The 18,154-nt window shown below is 61.3% G+C and carries 16 protein-coding genes and 1 pseudogene; 11 read left to right on the top strand and 6 right to left on the bottom strand.

Annotated features, from left to right (window positions below):
• Position 1 precedes the first annotated feature (1 nt).
• Genes LPA45_RS32305 through LPA45_RS32295 form a run of 3 tightly spaced genes read left to right on the top strand, consistent with a single transcriptional unit; the run spans position 2 to position 4,308 of the window.
• Entirely contained in the window at positions 2-754 is a 753-nt protein-coding gene (locus LPA45_RS32305) for an ABC transporter ATP-binding protein (RefSeq protein ID WP_116323471.1), read from the top strand.
• Complete coding sequence (locus tag LPA45_RS32300) at positions 748-3,114, top strand: ABC transporter permease (RefSeq protein WP_317922335.1); 2,367 nt, start codon at positions 748-750, stop codon at positions 3,112-3,114. Before LPA45_RS32305 ends, LPA45_RS32300 begins: the two co-directional genes overlap by 7 nt.
• Positions 3,115-3,120: 6 nt before the next feature.
• On the top strand, positions 3,121-4,308 hold the full coding sequence (locus tag LPA45_RS32295) for an efflux RND transporter periplasmic adaptor subunit (protein WP_116323469.1): 1,188 nt from the start codon (positions 3,121-3,123) through the stop codon (positions 4,306-4,308).
• A 3-nt stretch (positions 4,309-4,311) separates the two neighbouring features.
• Here LPA45_RS32295 and LPA45_RS32290 read toward each other — a convergent pair whose 3' ends face one another.
• Both LPA45_RS32290 and LPA45_RS32285 read right to left on the bottom strand, forming a co-directional pair.
• Complete coding sequence (locus LPA45_RS32290) at positions 4,312-5,433, bottom strand: Xaa-Pro peptidase family protein (RefSeq protein ID WP_233528444.1); 1,122 nt, start codon at positions 5,431-5,433, stop codon at positions 4,312-4,314.
• A gap of 226 nt (positions 5,434-5,659) precedes the next feature.
• Positions 5,660-6,190, bottom strand: a complete 531-nt coding sequence (locus LPA45_RS32285) for a hypothetical protein (RefSeq protein ID WP_116323468.1) — start codon at positions 6,188-6,190, stop codon at positions 5,660-5,662.
• A 429-nt stretch (positions 6,191-6,619) separates the two neighbouring features.
• Here LPA45_RS32285 and LPA45_RS32280 point away from each other — a divergent pair, with 429 nt between their 5' ends.
• The gene (locus LPA45_RS32280) at positions 6,620-6,907 is read left to right on the top strand and encodes a methionine adenosyltransferase (RefSeq protein ID WP_367395124.1); all 288 of its coding nucleotides are present in this window, start codon (positions 6,620-6,622) and stop codon (positions 6,905-6,907) included.
• A 223-nt stretch (positions 6,908-7,130) separates the two neighbouring features.
• Here LPA45_RS32280 and LPA45_RS32275 read toward each other — a convergent pair whose 3' ends face one another.
• Positions 7,131-7,460: a hypothetical protein gene (locus LPA45_RS32275; RefSeq protein ID WP_116323465.1), complete on the bottom strand. Its 330-nt coding sequence runs from the start codon at positions 7,458-7,460 to the stop codon at positions 7,131-7,133.
• A 170-nt stretch (positions 7,461-7,630) separates the two neighbouring features.
• Here LPA45_RS32275 and LPA45_RS32270 point away from each other — a divergent pair.
• Positions 7,631-8,769, top strand: a pseudogene (locus LPA45_RS32270) (IS3 family transposase); the annotation flags it as partial.
• Positions 8,770-9,150: 381 nt separating this feature from the next.
• Here the strand turns inward: LPA45_RS32270 and LPA45_RS32265 are convergent.
• Genes LPA45_RS32265 through LPA45_RS32255 form a run of 3 tightly spaced genes read right to left on the bottom strand, consistent with a single transcriptional unit; the run spans position 9,151 to position 10,350 of the window.
• Positions 9,151-9,582, bottom strand: a complete 432-nt coding sequence (locus LPA45_RS32265) for a DUF6691 family protein (RefSeq protein WP_022534825.1) — start codon at positions 9,580-9,582, stop codon at positions 9,151-9,153.
• Position 9,583: 1 nt separating this feature from the next.
• Positions 9,584-10,018 carry a YeeE/YedE family protein gene (locus tag LPA45_RS32260; RefSeq protein WP_116323768.1) on the bottom strand — a complete coding sequence of 145 codons (435 nt, stop codon included), beginning with the start codon at positions 10,016-10,018 and terminating at the stop codon, positions 9,584-9,586.
• The gene (locus tag LPA45_RS32255) at positions 10,012-10,350 is read right to left on the bottom strand and encodes a metalloregulator ArsR/SmtB family transcription factor (protein ID WP_022534827.1); all 339 of its coding nucleotides are present in this window, start codon (positions 10,348-10,350) and stop codon (positions 10,012-10,014) included. Before LPA45_RS32255 ends, LPA45_RS32260 begins: the two co-directional genes overlap by 7 nt.
• 84 nt (positions 10,351-10,434) lie before the next feature.
• Between LPA45_RS32255 and LPA45_RS32250 the strand changes: the two genes are divergently transcribed.
• The 6 genes from LPA45_RS32250 to LPA45_RS32225 all read left to right on the top strand — a co-directional run bounded on the left by LPA45_RS32250 (position 10,435) and on the right by LPA45_RS32225 (position 18,009).
• The gene (locus LPA45_RS32250; protein WP_116323769.1) at positions 10,435-11,295 is read left to right on the top strand and encodes an MBL fold metallo-hydrolase; all 861 of its coding nucleotides are present in this window, start codon (positions 10,435-10,437) and stop codon (positions 11,293-11,295) included.
• Between the two features lie 249 nt (positions 11,296-11,544).
• Positions 11,545-12,030: a hypothetical protein gene (locus tag LPA45_RS32245; RefSeq protein ID WP_116323770.1), complete on the top strand. Its 486-nt coding sequence runs from the start codon at positions 11,545-11,547 to the stop codon at positions 12,028-12,030.
• A 1,015-nt stretch (positions 12,031-13,045) separates the two neighbouring features.
• Entirely contained in the window at positions 13,046-13,540 is a 495-nt protein-coding gene (locus tag LPA45_RS32240; RefSeq protein ID WP_116323772.1) for a hypothetical protein, read from the top strand.
• A 517-nt stretch (positions 13,541-14,057) separates the two neighbouring features.
• A complete protein-coding gene (locus LPA45_RS32235) occupies positions 14,058-14,918 on the top strand; it encodes a c-type cytochrome (RefSeq protein WP_116323773.1) in 861 nt (286 codons plus the stop codon).
• A 311-nt stretch (positions 14,919-15,229) separates the two neighbouring features.
• Positions 15,230-15,697, top strand: a complete 468-nt coding sequence (locus LPA45_RS32230) for a (2Fe-2S)-binding protein (RefSeq protein ID WP_116323774.1) — start codon at positions 15,230-15,232, stop codon at positions 15,695-15,697.
• Positions 15,694-18,009, top strand: a complete 2,316-nt coding sequence (locus tag LPA45_RS32225; protein WP_116323775.1) for a xanthine dehydrogenase family protein molybdopterin-binding subunit — start codon at positions 15,694-15,696, stop codon at positions 18,007-18,009. The genes LPA45_RS32230 and LPA45_RS32225 overlap by 4 nt, the downstream gene beginning before the upstream one ends.
• Positions 18,010-18,154: the final 145 nt, after the last annotated feature.

Below are 18,154 nucleotides of genomic sequence, written 5' to 3'. Positions count from 1 at the left end.
GATGAACGCCGTCATCCCGACAGCCTGTGGCAGCGGCCCCGCGAACGGCCGCGAGCCGCTGTTTCGGCTGCGGAACGTCGGCAAGACCTACGACATGGGCGAGATCCAGGTCCGCGCGCTGGCTGGCATCGACCTTGACCTGTTCGGTGGCGAATTCGTGGTGCTGCTGGGTGCCTCGGGGAGCGGGAAGTCGACGCTGCTGAACATCCTCGGCGGCCTGGACCGGCCCAGCACCGGGACGGTGGTGTACCGCGATCACGACCTTACCGAGGCAAGTGATACGGGCCTGACCCGCTACCGGCGTGAGCACGTTGGCTTTGTCTTCCAGTTCTATAACCTGATCCCCAGTCTCACCGCGCTGGAAAACGTCGCCCTGGTCACGGAGATCGCCCTGCACCCGTTGGAGCCGCTGCGTGCGCTCGGCATGGTGGGCCTGGCGCAGCGCAAGGATCACTTTCCGGCGCAACTCTCCGGCGGCGAACAACAACGAGTGGCCATCGCGCGCGCTGTGGCCAAGCGCCCGGACATCCTACTGTGTGATGAGCCAACCGGCGCGCTCGACTACTGCACGGGGAAACTGGTGCTTGAGGTGCTGGAACGGGTGAACCGCGAGTTGGGCGCTATTACTGTGGTCATCACGCACAATGCAGCGATCTCGGCAATGGCCGACCGTGTCGTACATATCAGCAGCGGGAGCATCACCGGCATCGAGCACCATGCCACGCGCGCCAGCCCCTCGGAGCTGTCATGGTAAGCGCCCGCATGAAAATGCTGGGGCGCGACCTGTGGCGGCTGCGCGGGCAGGTGATCGCCGCCGCGCTGGTGGTTGCCTGCGGCATCGCCGTCCTGGTCGGGATGCAAAGCGCCTGGCAGTCACTGGCGATCGCGCAGGAGCGCTACTATGCCAGCCACCGATTTGCTGATGTGTTCGCCAATGTCAAGCGTGCGCCGGGAGGTGTCGCCGACCAGATTCGTGCCCTGCCAGGCGTCAGGGGCGTCGAGACGCGAATCGTGCGGGACGTGACCGGCGATGTGCCAGGCTTCAGCGAGCCTGCCACGCTACGGCTGGTTTCCTTGCCGGCTACCGGCGTGCCGGTGGCAAACGCGCTCTTCCTGTTGTACGGCAACTATCCGAGCCCGGCCCGGGAGGGCGAGGTCGTGGCCAGCGCCGCATTTGCTGCCGCGAACGGTCTGGAGGTGGGCTCCCGGGTCACAGCCGTCCTTAACGGGCGCGAACGGCAGTTGGAAGTGGTCGGCATCGGAATGTCCCCCGAATATGTCTATGAAGTCGGCCCGGGCATGGTGTTCCCGGATAACCGCCGCTTCGGCGTGCTGTGGATGGGCCGGGATGCGATCGCAACGGCGTTCGGCATGGAGGGCGCGTTCAACGATGTGGCGCTGACGCTCGACGCAGGCGCGGATGCGCGCCAGGTCATCGGCCCGCTCGACCGCCTGCTGGCGCACTACGGCAGCCTCGGCGCCTACGGCAGGGAGGACCAGCTGTCCCATCGGTTCCTGACCGACGAGCTAGCCGAGATCGGCATCACCGCCACCTACGTGCCGGCGATGTTTCTCGCGGTGTCCTCATTTCTCCTGTATGCCCTGCTAAGCCGACTCGTAACCGTCCAGCGCGCCGAGATCGGCTTGCTCAAGGCGTTCGGTTATGCAGGTCGCACTGTCGCCCTCCAGTACCTGCGGTTCGGGCTTGTCACCGTCGGGGTCGGCATCGCAGCCGGGATACCGGCGGGGCTCTATTTGGGGCAACTGCTGGTGGCCCTGTATCGCCAGTACTTCCACTTTCCGCAACTGCAGGCCGAGCTCAGCCCGCGCTCGCTGGTGCTGGCCGTGCTGGCGAGCACAGCGGCGGCGATGGTTGGGGCCGGCGCCTCGGTGTGGCGCGCGACCAGGTTGCCGCCCGCCGAAGCCATGCGACCGGAGTTGCCCGCGGGTTTCCGCGCGGGCCTGCTGGATCGCATCGGTCTACTGCGCGCGATGCCGATCCCGTTGCGCCTGATCCTCCGCAACCTTGCCCGGCGGCCGGGCAAGGCCGCGCTTTCGATGATGGGGATCGCCCTGGCCGTCGGTTTAATGGTGGTCGGCAGGTTCGGGCTGGACGGGGTGAACCAGATTCTCGCATTGCAGTTCGGCCGGGCCCAGCACGACGACGTGACGCTGATCTTCACCGACGCACAACCCGCCGCCGCCGTCTTCGACGCGGTGCAGCTGCCCGGCATCCTGCGAGCCGAAGGCTTTCGGGTTGCGCCGGTCTGGCTACGCCACGGCCACCGCGCGAAGCGGGTGGAACTCACGGGCCTTGACGCCGATTCGGACCTGCGCGAGGTGGTCGGCCATGCCATGGGGCGCCGGCAGGTCAGCGCGGAGGGACTGGTCATCTCCGCCAGGCTGGCAGCGGCCTTGCACCTGCAAGTCGGCGACCGGGTCGAGGTGGCGTTGCTGGAGGGACGGCGCAACGTTTTCACCCTGCCGGTGACAGCGACCGTTGACGACCTGTTAGGCCTTGGCGCCTATGTGGAGCGGCAGGCATTGTCGCGGCACCTCGGCGAAAGCGCCGCCATCAGTGGCGTTCATCTGCGCATCGATACGCGGATGGCGGAGCCGTTGTATAGGAGGCTGAAGCGCCTGCCGGCGATCAGTTCCGTCATCGTGCGCAGTGCGGTGCTGGAAAGCATCGGCAATACGCTGGATCGTACCTTCGTTATTTCAAGCCTGGTCCTGGCGGGGTTTGCCTCGGTCATCGTCGCCGGCGTGGTCTACAACAATATCCGCATTGCGCGTTCCGAGCGCGGCAACGAGCTGGCGAGCCTGCGAGTGCTGGGCTTCTCGCTGGGCGAAGTCGCAACCATCCTGATTGGCGAACAGGCGCTGCTGACGGCCGCGGCATTGCCGTTCGGCATCGCCGTAGGCTATGGCCTTTGCGCACTGCTGGTGCCGGTGTTCGACCGGGATGCCTTCCGGATTCCGCTTGTGCTGGAGCGGACCACGCTCATCTTCGCCATGGTGCCCGCAGTGTGCGCCGCGCTCGTGGCAGGCCTGCTTGTCTTGCGGCGCCTCCAGCACCTTGACCTGGTCGCGGTGCTGAAGACGCGGGAGTAGCACGCCATGCGCCTGTCGGGCGGTACGGCCGCCATCGTCCTCGCCGCCATCGGGCTGATCGCTGGATCCGCCTACCTACTAACGCCAGCCCCGTTGGTGGTTGACACGGTGCAGGCCGTGCGCGGCCCGCTCGAGGTCACAACCAGCGAGGAGGGCGAGACCCGAAGCAAGGAGCGCTTTGTCGTGACGGCGCCGGTCAGCGGCAGACTGATGCGCATCGGACTGCGTGAAGGTGATCTGGTCGAGGCCGGGCAGGTCCTCGCCGAACTGGCGCCATTGCCGCTGAGTGCGCAGGAGCAGGAAGAGGTGCGGGCCAGGGTGGCCGCCGCGCGGGCGATGCATCGGGAGGCGCTGGAACGGGTCCGGCACGCTGCCGAGGACTATGCGCAAGCCCAGCGCGAGCGGCAGCGGATCGACCGCCTGGTGCGCGAGCGCTTCCTGTCGCCGCAAGCGGGCGAGCAAGCCGCCAATCTTGGCATTACCGCGGGCAATGAACTGGCAGCGGCGCAGGCACGGGCCAGCGCCGCGCTGGAGGAGGTCCGGGTGGCCGAGGCCGGCATGCTGGCATTGCGCGAGCTCAAGGGCGGGTCCCCTTCCATGATCGCGGTGACGGCCCCTGTCGCAGGGGCCGTGCTGGAACTGCCCGAACGCAGTGAACGGATCGTGAGCGCAGGCACGCCGTTGCTGACGCTCGGCGATCCGCACGACCTGGAGATCGTGGCGGCACTGCTGTCCACCGAAGCGGTGAAGGTGCAAGCGGGGATGCCTGTGCATATTGACGGCTGGGGCGGCGAAGCGCAGGTCCGCGGTATCGTGCGGCGGGTCGAGCCGCATGCCTTCACCAAGATCTCGGTCCTCGGCATCGAGGAAAAACGGACCAATGTGATTATTGACGTGATCGAACCGCCTGCACAGCTTGGCGATGGCTTTCGGGTGATCGCCAGGATCCGCCTATGGCGGGCAGAGATTGCGCTCAAGATCCCGGTCAGTTCGATCTTCCGGTGCGACACGGCGTCATGGTGCGTGTTCTCGGTCGTGAATGGCCGCGCGGCACGGCGCGAAGTGCGAATCGGTCACAGGAATGCGGAGGAGGCCGAATTGCTTGACCCGCTGCCCGACGGCCTCCAGTTGATCCGCTATCCATCGAATAACCTGGCGGACGGCCAGCGCGTGATCGAACGCAGCATTCCGTAGCCTTCAGTTAATGAGCTTCGGATAGCATGTCAGGGGAACCGGACCTTCTTCGCTTACCCAAATCGTGTCCTCGACCCGTACACCGTAGTCTTCGCGATAGATGCCGCAGTTTCCGACGCCGAGTACCATACCCGCCATCACATGATCGATTTTTTGCTCGCCATGGACAACTGCGTGACCGCCGGGGATGGGCGCTTCTTCATGTTCGATCCCGATACCATGGAACACAGGGCGTAGGAACTTATCCCCATAACCTTCGTGTTCGAGCGAGGCGGCCATCGCACCGTCAATGCCCATCAGTTCCGCCCCGGGGACTGCCGCGGCAATTCCACGCTCCTGCGCCATAACGTAGGCTCTCAATGCGTTCGCCGCGTCAGTAGCTATCGGCTCGACAAGAAAAGTCCTGCATAGGTCTGCAGTGTATCCGTCCACAACTGGAGCAACGTGGACCTGAACGACTTCTCCGGGTGCGATGGTTTTCAGGGATGCAGGACCGTGAGCCATCGCCGCTCTCCAGCCGGAGGCGACATACGTTACCGATGCCCATCCCTCGGCGCCAGCCTTTCGCATGGCGAATTCTGCTTCACCGGCGATCTCGATTTCCCGAATCCCCGACCGCAGCGCACGCGAAACCGCATCCATCCCCAAGTCTGCTACTTTGGCAGCAGCCTTTATGCTTGCCATTTCGGCCACGCCCTTCAACATGCGGAGTTGCGAAACAATGGGTGTAGCGGATACGACATGGGCTTTCGGTAGGATGTGGGCAACAAAGACTTCATATAAGGCGGCGTCGAAAAAATTCTTCTCGATGGCTATCGTGGCCTGTGTAAGGTCGAGTTCCTTTAATACATCGCGGAAGCCGTGGAACATCTCGACTTCGCTCTGGAAAGAGCGAAGCTCGGTTGCGACGGAAGTGCGACGAATGCTGGCCAGATCACAAGCCGGCACGGCAACAACACAATGTAGCGTGCGAGTCAGCAGCGCCAGGGCGCAAGGTCGACCGTCGCCAGTGAAATATGCAAGGTTTGCCGGTTTCATCAGCAGCAGCGCGTCGACGTCCTCCTGCTCCATCAAAGCCGCGGCGCGCTGCCAACGGGCCGCATAGTCGAATACCGGCTTGTCCATGATGTGACCCTCACTTCGGGCATACCCGCACGCTTCGGCGCCGGCGACGCTACGCCGAAAGATTCGCAGGCGCTTGCTCCATTCTGCTGCAGCGGAACTGCCGTCGCAAGCGCGCACGAATACGTCCACTTACCCGCCGAGGAGGTCCTGGTCTGATCCGGACGGCAAGTGGCTGGCAGGTCTCCGGTCCGACGGGATTGTTCCGCACGAGGGCCAGACCTTACGGCTACTTACCCATCATCCTTCCTGGCGCCATCGTTCCACCCATGCCCGGACCCATGCCCGGACCCATGACTTGGTCGTTGGCCATCGTCTGCATCATTTCCTGCATGAACGCCATGTGACTACCCGCCATATCGTGGCACATCTGCATTTGATTTGATGGGGCGTTTCCCTTGGCGACTCCTTTGCCAGGAGCCATACCACCAGGGCCGCCCATTTTCACCATGTCCTTTTGCATGATGGCCATTGCATCTTGCATGACCTGATGGCGTTCAACCAAGAGGGCCTGGCGCTCTTCCGGCGTTTTGGCCCGCGAAAGCCGCTCTCTGATGGCACGCAGGTGGGCAACCTGGGCGTCCAGCCTTGCATCGCTGGAAACGCCGGGGGCTACGACCGGAGGCTTATCTTGCCGTTTTTCAGGATGGTGCTGCTCATGCTCCGTGCCGGTAGCCGGCGACGCCGGGAAAGCTGCTGGCGCCCAAGCGAGCACGGTGGCGGCAGTGATAAGGGTAGAGAGGCGATGGTTGGTGGACATGGGAGATCCTCCTATGAAAACATGCAGTTCCTAGTCCAAGGTATGCGGCAGTCAGGGATTTGAGTTGATTGGGATCAACGAAGCGATGGGTGTACCGGGTGTTTAGTCCCATCGATGTGCCGGTCTGCGCGCCGGTGCAATCTGCGCAGACCATTTTGCTGATGCCCTCAGCAGCAATGCTCCGGTGTGCCAGGAAACGGTTGGCCAGGAACAAATCCGGGGGCGGAATACCTAGAATTTGACTATGATGGCGGCAAGTCAGGGAGATCCGTGCAGAGCGCCACAAAATTTCGTTCCATCCGTACCCGAAGGATCGTCACGGTGCGTGAGTCGACAGAGATGGTCGAGCACAAAGGCGTCGGACCCCGAACTTCCCGCCGGTAAGGCTGAGCAGATCGTCGAGGAAGCCATCCGCTAATACCTCGAGACGTGCCTTGGGGCGATTGGCGGCACAATTCAGATATAGCCCATATTTCGCCCGTCGGCGCCAGCCCTGCGGCGGATTGCTTGTTCCTCTGCTACGCCACTACCAACGACACTTCGTTCGGCGTTGGCTCCGCCTCGTTCTCCCCTGTGGTCGTGGCGGTTCTTTCAGCGTCCCGTGTTTCGCGCGATAGCGTCTACCGGGGCGCTTTCAAGGCAGCAGGCATGGATTTCAAGATCATGGGGAGCCCGGCGAGTCCCACCAGGCCCCCCGGGAAACCGTTGAAGAAGTGACCCACCTCAGCGGCGAACGAGCACTACCGGAAGCCTGCTTTGGCCGACAAGTCCTTCGGCGACACTGCCCAGCAGTATTCGACGCATGCCATGGCACGATCTTCCTGTACATGACGCGTCCCCTGCTTCGGGAATGGCGAACTATCACCTTCTTGCATCACCGCAGACGTCGCGAGCGCGCGCCGAAGCGCGCGAGCTCACGCCAGATAGTAAAAGGCGGCAATTAGCAGCGCCCCGGAAACGCGACGCCTCCGAGAGCAATGACCGCGACGGCCATCGGATGCCTTTGCAGCAGCGCGAGACCCAAAATGACGAATGCCAGCACGTCCAGCAGGCTATGGGTGATCCAGTAATGCCCAGTGGCTGCCTTCATCCAGGCGAGTACAGTTTGCTCGTTTGTCTCCTTGAGTATCACCAGTAATGCGCTGAGCACCGAGGTGATGCCTAGCGACAACCCGAAGGATGTAGTCAGCTTGCCCAGCCTGACTTCACCTTGCTCATTTAGACGAACGCCGCTTTGCGTGGTGGCGCCCGACCAGACGGTTCCAGTCATTTCTTGCCCCTCTCTCAGCTGACACTCGCAAGAATGATCCAGATCAAAGGAGTGTTTGACTACGGAAGCATCACAAGAGAGGCAAAGGAACAGCGCTCTCCCGCTTTCCCGATTGGAGATGACCCGTTTTTTCGGACAGCACCTATCTTGAACCAAAGGAGGTGCTCACCATGGCTAAACATCACATGCCGTATGCCGCGGCCTTCCGGCAGCAAATGGTTGACCTGGTCCATGCAGGTCGTCGACCGGAGGATCTGGCCAAGGAGTTCGAGCCCTCGGCTCAGACCATCTACGGCTGGGTCGCCCAGGCCGAACGTGACGCAGGCACACGTCATGACGGCCTGACCAGTGCCGAGCACCAGGAACTCACGCGGCTACGCCGTGAGAACCGGCAGCTCAAAATGGAGAGGGAGATATTGGCAAAAGCCGCGGCCTGGTTTGCCCGGGAGACCGACTCGCTGCCCGACAAGGGTACGAATTCATGAAGGCGAACCAGGCTCGCTATCCGTTGTCCACCATGGCCCGGCTGCTTGAGGTCTCGCGCAGTGGCTTCCATGCGTGGAACGGGCGCTGCCCCAGCCCCCGTGTCGTGCGCGACAAGCTGCTGCTGGTGCAGATCCGCGCGATCCACTCCCGCTCCTATGGCACCTATGGCGTGCCCCGCATACACGCAGCGCTGCTGCGTCAGGGGATCCGGGTGGGGCGCAAGCGCGTGGCCAGACTGATGCGTGAGGCCGGGCTGCGCGGGGCATGCCGGCCTCACTTCATCTGCACGACGCGCCGCGCAGCGTGGGCCAGACCCGCTGCCGATCTGGTGCAGCGGCACTTCCGTGCCGAGGCCCCCAACCAGTTGTGGGTTGCCGATGCGACATACATTCCGACCAGGGCCGGCTTTTACTATCTCGCTGTCGTCCTCGACGTGTACAGCCGACGCATCGTGGGCTGGGCCATGGGCAACCACCTCCGCACTGCGCTGATGCTGCAGGCGCTGGACATGGCCCTGGCACAACGTCGTCCCACCGAGGTGATCCATCATTCGGATCAAGGCTGCCAATACACGTCTGTGGCGTTTGGCCAGCGCTGCCGGGAGGCCGGGGTGCGGCCGTCCATGGGCTCGGTCGGCGATGCCTACGACAACGCGATGTGCGAGGCCTTCTTCGCCACGCTCGAATGTGAGCTGCTCAACCGTTCGCACTTCGCGACGCACGACGACGCCCGGCGCGGACTCTTCACCTGGATCGAAGGCTGGTACAACCCACATCGCCTGCACAGTGCGCTCGGATATCGCTCCCCGCAGGAATTTGAACAGCTACCGCCCGGGATCAGACATCCGTCGCTACACCGGGCCTACACTGCCCCATCACAAGGAGACAACCCATCGAACTAAGATTCCAATGCAAATCTGTTCGATAAAACGGAGTAACCCCAGATCCCATATGGGTGGTGGGCCCGGTGCGGATCCCTGCGCCCGGTTCGACCAAAATCACCGGTGGTGCGCGTGCGCTTTAACAATTATCACGGGAGCGGCGGATGGTGCTTCGGGAATGAGGGCGCATATCGGTATGGTCGCGAACGGGTCTCGTGCCAAAAGTCATCGGCACGGCGGGAAATGTGCACGACACTTTGCCGGCTGGTACACGGCTGCATGTGGGGGCGACGTACGTGGACATCGCTGCCAATGCTGGCGTGCCTACGCGCGTTGCATGCTTGATTTGGCGCGCTCCGCGACCTCGAACACGAGCATGCCAGCAACCATTGCCGCCACAAAGCCAATGGCCTTCGGATAGCCAGCGCCCAGGGCAACCAGCGCGGGACCAGGGCAGAAGCCGGCCAGACCCCAGCCGACGCCGAAAGCGGCGCTGCCCAGTACCAGCCGTAGCGTTACGGTCGTGCTTGCCGGCAGTTGCACAGGCAGCCCCAGGAAGGAGTGCTTGCGGTGTTTGGCAATGAGGAAGGCGAGCGAGCCAATGGCAATGGCACCGACCATCACCAAAGCGAGGGAGGGGTCCCAGGGTCCTGCAAGGTCAAGAAAGCCCAGCACCTTGGCCGGGTTGGCCATGCCGGAGACCATCAGGCCAATACCGAATAGCAGGCCTGCGAGGAGTGCGGTAATGGCGGTCATATCAGCCTCCAATCAGGTGCCGTTGCACGAAGACAGTCAAGAATCCCGCCACCATGAAGGTCAGGGTGGCGACCAGCGAGCGGATGGAACCGCGCGAGATGCCGCACACGCCATGGCCGCTGGTGCAGCCGCTGGCGTAGCGAGTGCCAAGGCCTACCAGGAAGCCGGCGACCAGGATTTCGCCCCAGCTTGCCTGGATATCCGCAATGGCCGGCTTGCCGAGCAGGCTCGCAATGACAGGAGCGCCAACCAGGCCGGCGAGGAAGGTCAGGCGCCAAGGCATGTCGTTGCGGGGCAGGCTGAGCAGGCCGCCGAAGATGCCGCTGATGCCGGCAATGCGGCCGTTGAACAGCACCAGCACGGCGGCCGCCGCGCCGATGATGAGTCCGCCGACCAACGACAGGCCGGGGGTGAAGTTAGCTAGGTCAATCAGCATGTCGCGTCCTCTGATGTATCGGCACAGAACTGTTGATAAAGCACGGCCATGACGGCAAGCGCCTGAGGGCTTGCCACCGAATAGAAGATGTTCTTGCCGTCGCGGCGCGTCGCCACCAGACCGCTTTCACGGAGCACAGCGAGTTGCTGGGACAGCGTCGGCTGCCGGATGCCGAGCTGTTCCTCCAGTTCACCGACAGACAACTCGCCTTGGGACAGGCGGCACATCAGCAGCAGGCGGTCCGGATTGGCAAGCACCTTGAGCAAGGCGCAGGCGTTCGCTGCGGCAGCTTGCATGGTGGCGAGGTCGATGGTGGGGTGGGGCTGATCCATAGGTCGTCTACACTTTGCTTGTTAATATTATATTTGATAATAGAATGTATGTGAATAGAATGTACTGCACCCAAGGAGGCGAGCATGCATCCGACTATCCAGCCGTTCTTCGACCCTGCGACCTTTACTGTGACGTACGTGGTCTTTCAGGAGGGGCGCTCCGAGTGCGCCATCATCGACTCAGTGCTGGACTACGAGCCCAAGGCGGGACGGACATCGACGGCAAGCGCTGATAAGGTCGTTGCGTTTGTGCGCGCGCATGAACTGCGAGTCGAGTGGATTCTCGAGACGCACGCGCATGCCGACCACCTGTCTGCCGCGCCGTACCTGAAGCGACACCTGGGTGGCCAGATAGCAATAGGCCAGAACATCCGCAACGTACAGGGGGTCTTCAAGAAGCTCTTCAACCTGGGGCCTGAGTTCCGGCTCGACGGGTCGCAGTTCGACCACCTGTTTGACGACGGAGCGACGTTTGCCATCGGCGGCCTGACCGGCAGGGCGATTCATGTGCCAGGACATACACCCGCTGACATGGCTTACCAGATTGGGGACGCGGTCTTTGTCGGCGATACGCTGTTCATGCCGGACGTCGGCACGGCTCGCTGCGATTTCCCGGGCGGCGACGCGCACGAGTTGTATCGCTCCATCCGCAAGCTGCTGGACCTGCCGAGCAATACACGGCTCTTCATGTGTCACGACTATCCGCCCGAGGGGCGCGAGCCTGCATGGGAAACGACGGTGCGCGCTCAGCGCGAAGGCAACATCCAAGTGCATGACGGCGTGAACGAGGAACAGTTCGTGGCCATGCGCCAGGCGCGCGATGCGACGCTGGCGATGCCCACGCTGCTGCTGCCGTCGGTGCAAGTCAATATCCGAGCCGGGGAGTTGCCGCCGCCCGATGCGAATGGCGTTCGCTATCTAAAAATCCCTCTTAACGTCATCTGAGTCAGGTTAGTGACCGACCTTACCGATGCGTGGCGGATGAGAGCTGGGCCTCGATTGGCGTGGACCAGTCCGCGTTGAGGCAGGCTGTTTTCAATTGTTGTCTTGCATCAACTCTCTTCACCTGAGGAGCATTATCTTTTGGATAGGAGAAGGGACGGGCAAACGCATATGTTTGTTTTTCCTGACTTCGAATCAGTAGCCTTGAGACTGACCGTCGACTGGGGTAGAAAGGCCAATAGGAGAGGCACGATGAAGAAGGAACTCATAGGGGCAGCATTATCCGCAATCATGCTTTGCGTAACTCCTGCGCTAGCTCAACAAAGTAAACCTGCTGCCAAGAGTGCTCCAGCGAAACAGGAGCAACCCAACGTCGCCGAGTTCGACAAGCAGGCGGCGCAGGTTCAGGAAAACATGCGGAAGATGCAGGAGCAGATGGACAAAATCCGCCAAACGCAGGACCCGCAAGAGCGCCAGAAGTTACTTCAGGAACACTGGACGGCCATGCAGAGTACGATGGGCATGATGCACGGCATGTGGGGGCCTGGGATGATGGGCGGGCACATGAGGGGCGGGCACATGATGGGGTGGGGACAGATGGGCGGCTACTATTCGAAGCTCACCCCTGAGCAAATGAAGCAGCGGCAGTACATGACGGACCAGTACATGGGCATGCAGCAGATGATGATGAACCACATGATGATGCACCAGAACTGGATGCAGCCGCGCCAACCTTGAGGACTGCCGCGGGCGATTACGCTTTCATTTCTGCAAATGACCGGCCGCCAGCATCTCGCCACTGCGGCAAACGGGGGCATTGTCGCTGCCCTGATTGGGTCAGAGCTTGGCGCGACCCTGTTTCGGGTTGACGGCGTCAGTCCGCAGGCCGAAGGCTGGCTCGCCGTGTTTGCAGGCACCCTGGTCATATCCTGCACCTGGCAATGGTTGGGCACGGCAAGGCAATAGCCCGCGAGATTGGCTCGTGCAGGTGCCCGAGAAGAATGCTCTCTGCCCCTGGGGTTACCCCGTTTTATCGAACAGATTTGCATTGGAATTTTAGTTCGATGGGTTGCCTCCTTGTGATGGGGCAGTGTAGGCCCGGTGTAGCGACGGATGCCTGATCCCGGGCGGTAGCTGTTCAAATTCCCGCACGAGCGCCTTCTCAATTGCATCGCGCGCCGCAGGCAACGCGACTATCCTTCGAGGCTTGCCTGTTTTTGCTTGGTAGCACAGACCGACCTCAACGGCGCGGTGTCACCTACAGAACTGCCGCAAGCGGCAATTGAGGGCAATCCGGCAACCAACGCAGCCACTCGAAGCATTGCAGTCAAGGCCAGTTTTGGCGTGCTGGCTATCAGCTTCGCGACACGGGCAAGACGGTCACCGATGAATCCTTGGTCGCTGCCGCCCACGCATCGCTTTATGACGCCAAGAAGTCCGGACGCAACACGATCAGGGTTAAGGAATGGTCGGATGAATCAGCCATTCGGAGGATGAATATGACAGGATCTGCGAGATATGATGTCAGCGGCGTGGCTTGAATGTGGATGTGGTTAACGACAAAGTGGGGAGCACCTTCCCCATGTTCCGTGGGGGCGGACAAGGGTTGCCACGTACCTGATTACATACTTAAATCTGATCGTAGTGTTGTGAAAGTCAGGCGGGGGAAGCAACGAAGCAGGGGGTCCTTGGTCAAGTTGGCGGCTAAGCACCGCAGAAGGCCAAGGAATCCAATAAGCGGACGGGGAGCAGCATGACGGACAACAAGGAGCCAAGCCCAGTGTGGCCGCCTCTGCATGACCAAGTCGAGTACACAGGTTGGCAGGACACTATTGCAGCCGCAGACCTTGCAATAGGGGAAGCGACCCGCATTCAGCGCGGCGTCCAGGACAATCTGAAGCTCCATCAACAGGTACGACAACTCCGAGAAGAGCTAGAGAAGGCGTATGCTGATCTGGCCCGCTACTGTCAGACGCATGCAAGAGCCGTGACCAACCTGCGCCAGCTCGAACGCGAGACTACAACGCAGATCAGCACACTGCAAGCACAGGCCGACAGTCTGCTGCTTCGTCATCGCATCTACAAACTGATGACGGATCACTACGCGCTAGCGGCCTTGGGCTTGGATCGGACGACGCTGGTCACGCATCGTAATCGGGTGGCGCAGCATGTCCTGTTTCAGAAAAAAAAGGGAATCCCAGTTTCTGAAATCGGCTTGGGTGACGTGGGACTAGAAATTCTACAGTGATTCTCCTAAAAAGCTCACCTGCAACGGGCGCTGACTGCAGCTAATGTCAGCGGAGCAGTTCGCTGCCTGTCGGACAGCTTTCCGAATTCGCCGAACTGGACGCTGCTATTGGAGTGCTGAAGGCAATCAGCCCGTTGGTATCATACAGTTACAACGGCTCGCAAACCTAATCGGATTCTTGGCCGTCGAGCATACCTTATTGATTTTCTGAGATTTTTGTTCACCTTGGCTTGACGTATCGTGTTTGGCCCGCGGGAGGCGCACCGGAGGTCCGAGTGAACTCCGCAGGTTCGAATTGCAGGCGTTTTTCACATACAGCTGCGCCGTGCACGAACTAACCGGGCGACGACGACGCACAATGATGAAGCTGGGTTTATACATCCAATCACCGGTGATACATTCGCCATTTTACGAAACATGATCCCCTGTTTGGGGGATTCCATTCAGGCGGGAATTGGTGATACACGAGTAGAGGCTCGCAGCGCGGGTTAGCTATCGCCTATAGGCAGGGGTAATCATGGGGACGTTCTTCCAAGTGGCCACAGGCGTGCTTCTGATGGCTCAAATTGGTACAAGCAGCGGCCAAGATGAAGCGCGCATCGCGCGGGGCAAATACCTAATGGAGGGCGTGGTGGCTTGCGGCAATTGCCATATCGCTCGAGGTGAGAAGGGCGAGCCGATTTTCTCCAAGGGCCTGTCTGGAGGCATGGTCTTCGATGAGCCCCCGTTTAAGGCCTTCGCGCCAAACATCACGCCAGACCCTGAGACAGGGATCGGCAAATGGACTGATGCTCAGCTCGGCAAGGCGATCCGCGAAGGCATTCGGCCGGACGGGAGCATCATCGGTCCGCCTATGCCCATCGAGTTCTACCGGCGTATATCTGACGCCGATTTGGAAGCGATCATTGCGTATTTGAGGGTGCAGCCACCCGTGAAGAACGCCGTCGAGAAGTCCAAGTACAACATCCCATTGCCGCCGAACTACGGCCAGACCGTGAAAGACATTCGTGCTCCGTCCCCTAAGGAAACGATCAAGTACGGGGAGTACCTCGCCAATATCGGGCATTGCATGGAATGTCACACGCCGCGCGATGAGAAGGGAATGCTGCGACTCACGCGTCTAGGCGCCGGTGGCCAAGTGTTCAAAGGACCTTGGGGCGAAAGTGTTGCGCGAAATCTGACTCCGCATGAGAGCGGCCTAAAGGGTTGGACCAATTCGGAGATCGCCCTAGCCATTCGCGGCACAGACAAGAACGGCGTTCACTACAAACCGCCCATGGCGTTCGATTGGTACAAAAACATCAACGCCGCCGACATGAACGCGCTGATCGCCTACCTTGGATCGCTCAAACCACAGCCATTCGCCGGCAGAGAGTAGCCCCTCCTCGCAGGTCCACTCGAGGAGCTTCTGTGGAGATATATTGATGAGGCAAACTTCCCAATGGTTAGGGGAAGGGCTGATTTAATCTGTGTGCCAGCATCGACGAGTGGCTTGGAAACGCAGTGATGTAGGTATTTGAATATGGCAGATAAGGCGCTTTCGCAGACTTCAAGCCAAAGCGAGCTGTTGAACCCGGCGGTTATGGGCTGGACAGTCAGTACCCTTGGTCGCATTGGCCGTCCACTCATGGTGTCAGGTGCGGCGCTGCATCGCAGAGTTCCTCATCGTCGAATAGGAGTCGTAGTTGCATGCTGAACCTAGAAGTCAACGGCCAGTCGCACGTGGTCGACTTACCAGGCGAAACCCCACTACTGTGGACACTTCGGGATGAGCTGGGAATGTCAGGAACCAAGTTCGGTTGCGGGGCAGGGCTTTGTGGCGCCTGTACGGTGCATCTGGATGGCACGCCCGTGCGTTCCTGCATCACGCCCATCTCGGCAGTCGAGGGAAAGACGATATGGACGATCGAAGGCCTCGGGCAGGCCGAGATTGGCGCCGCACTGCAGGCAGCCTGGATTGCGCTGGGTGTCCCCCAGTGTGGCTACTGCCAGTGCGGGCAACTGATGTCGGCTGCGGCGCTGCTTGCCGAGCATCCACGGCCCAGTGATGAGCAGATCGACCAGGCGATGAGTGGAAACCTTTGCCGGTGTGGCACCTATAGCCGTATCCACGCCGCGATCAAAAGGGCTGCCGCAGCGCTGCGAGGTAAGGCATGAGCGCAACACGGAAAGAAGCTGTCCAGTACGCCAGCAGCGCTGCATCGATTTCGCGTCGGCAATGGTTGAAGATGGCTTTAGCATCTGGCCTGGCAATTGCGGTGTCGCTGGAAGGTGTAGTGATAGCCCGACGATTTAGATCAGGCAAGTTCGGCGGCGATGGCATGGCAGGGGGGCTGGTGGATAGCCCTCTCATCTTTGTTTCGATCACCCCGGACGGCGTAGTGTCCGTGGTCTGCCATAGATCAGAGATGGGGCAGGGGGTGCGCTCCAGCATCCCTCTCATCGTAGCCGAGGAGCTTGAGGCCGATTTGACCCGTGTTCGGGTAGTACAGGCGGACGGCGATGAGCAGCGCTACGGCAACCAGAATACCGACGGCTCGCGTAGCATCCGGCATTGGCTGATGCCTGGGCGTCGCGTTGGGGCAGCGGCAAGGAGAATGCTGGAAGTTGCTGCGGCAGCGCGCTGGAATGTGCCGATTGCCGACGTGCGCGCGCGCAATCACATGCTCGTGCATGTGCCGACTGGCCGGACGCTGGGTTTTGGTGATGTCGCTGCCGACGCCATGCGGCAGCCGGTTCCGGCGGCCAGCGAACTCACACTCAAGTCGGATGCCCAGTTCCGCTATATCGGCAAAGAGAATACCTGGCTGATCGACGGCCACGATATGGTACATGGACGCGCGGCCTATGGCATCGACACTCGCCTTGAAGGAATGGTCTACGCCGTGGTGGCCCGGCCTCCGGTGTTGGGTGGAAGGGTGAAGCGCTACGATGCTACCAGGGCGCTGCAGGTGGCAGGCGTTCTGCGCGTGATAGAAATCGAGCCAAGTCCGCCACCGGCCGGTTTCAATCCTCTTGGTGGAATCGCGGTCATCGCCCGCAATACCTGGGCGGCCATGAAAGGTCGGGAAGCGCTTGTGCTGGAATGGGATGACGGCCGCAACGCCGCCTATGACTCCGAGGCCTACAAGAGTACGCTCGAGAAGGCCGCACGTGCGCCCGCGAAGGTCATGCGCAATGACGGCGACACCACGCAGGCATTGGCACAGGCGAATCGGCGCGTGGAGGCCGAGTACTATCTCCCTCACCTGGCGCATGCCAGTATGGAGCCTCCGGTTGCAACGGCCCGGATTGTGGATGGTAAATGCGAGGTGTGGGCTCCTGTACAGGCACCACAATCGGCTCGCGACGCCGTCGCTGCGCGGCTGGCAATGAAGAAGGATCAGGTCGCCGTACATGTGACGCTGCTCGGTGGAGGTTTCGGTCGCAAATCCAAGCCCGATTTTGCTGTCGAAGCCGCTCTGTTGTCGCAAGCCATGGGCGGTAAGCCGGTCAAGCTGCAATGGACCCGCGAGGACGATATTCACCATGACTACTTCCATGCCGTGGCTCTTGAGCGGTTCGAAGCCGCACTGGGCGAAGACGGCAAGCCGGTGGCCTGGCTGCACCGCTCTTCGGCGCCAACCATAGGGTCAACGTTCACGGCCGGACAGAAGGGGCTAAGCCCAGGGGAGATGGGGCAAAGCGCAATCAACATTCCCTTCCAGATTCCGAATATTCGCATCGAGACCACCGAGGTGGATGCGCATACGCGTATCGGCTGGTTTCGATCCGTGTCCAACATTCCCCACGCCTTCGGGGTTCAATCCTTCGTTGCGGAACTTGCCGCCGCCGCCGGGCGGGATCATAAGGACTATTTGCTGGAGTTGATCGGTCCGGCACGACGGATTTCGCCACGCGAGCTTTCCGACGATACCAACTACGGCGAGGACCCCGAGCGCTATCCCTTCGACACGGGGCGCCTGCGTGGCGTGATCGAGATGGCGGCGAAAGCCGCCCGTTGGGGCCGCACGACACCGGAGGGAAGGGGCATCGGTATTGCAGCGTCCTATTCGTTCATGAGCTATACCGCTGCCGTAATCGAAGTCACCGTCGATAAAAGGGGCGCGCTGCGTATCGAGAGCGTCGACATGGCGATCGATTGCGGCCCGCAGGTGAATCCGGACCGCATCCGCTCGCAACTGGAAGGCGCCTGCATCATGGGGTTGAGCCTGGCTTTGTACGGCGAAATTGGCTTCAAGCACGGGCGGGCCGTGCAGTCCAATTTCCACAACTACCAGGTGTTACGGCACCATGAAACTCCGCGGTCGCTGCGCGTTCACCTTGCGCCGCCGGATATGTCGGTGGCGCCGGGTGGCGTCGGGGAGCCGGGCCTTCCTCCCATTGCACCTGCACTATGCAATGCAATTTTTGCTGCAACTGGACGACGAATCCGGAATCTGCCAATTGGGCAGCAGCTTTCGGCCTAGCTGCTAAGCGCCAAACGGGACCGCCGCCGAACCCAATGGCGCAATCCCCCAAGCGGAAACAACGCCGTGAATCGAGCCAGCGTGCTTTCGCAGTGCTCGACCTATGTCACTCAGAGATTAGCCGTTCCTCCATCCATCCCACAAC

The sequence above is a fragment of the Cupriavidus sp. Agwp_2 genome (assembly GCF_040784895.1).
GTDB lineage: Bacteria > Pseudomonadota > Gammaproteobacteria > Burkholderiales > Burkholderiaceae > Cupriavidus.
Note: the sequence above shows the minus strand (reverse complement) of the source record. Positions and strands in the feature narration are given on the sequence as shown.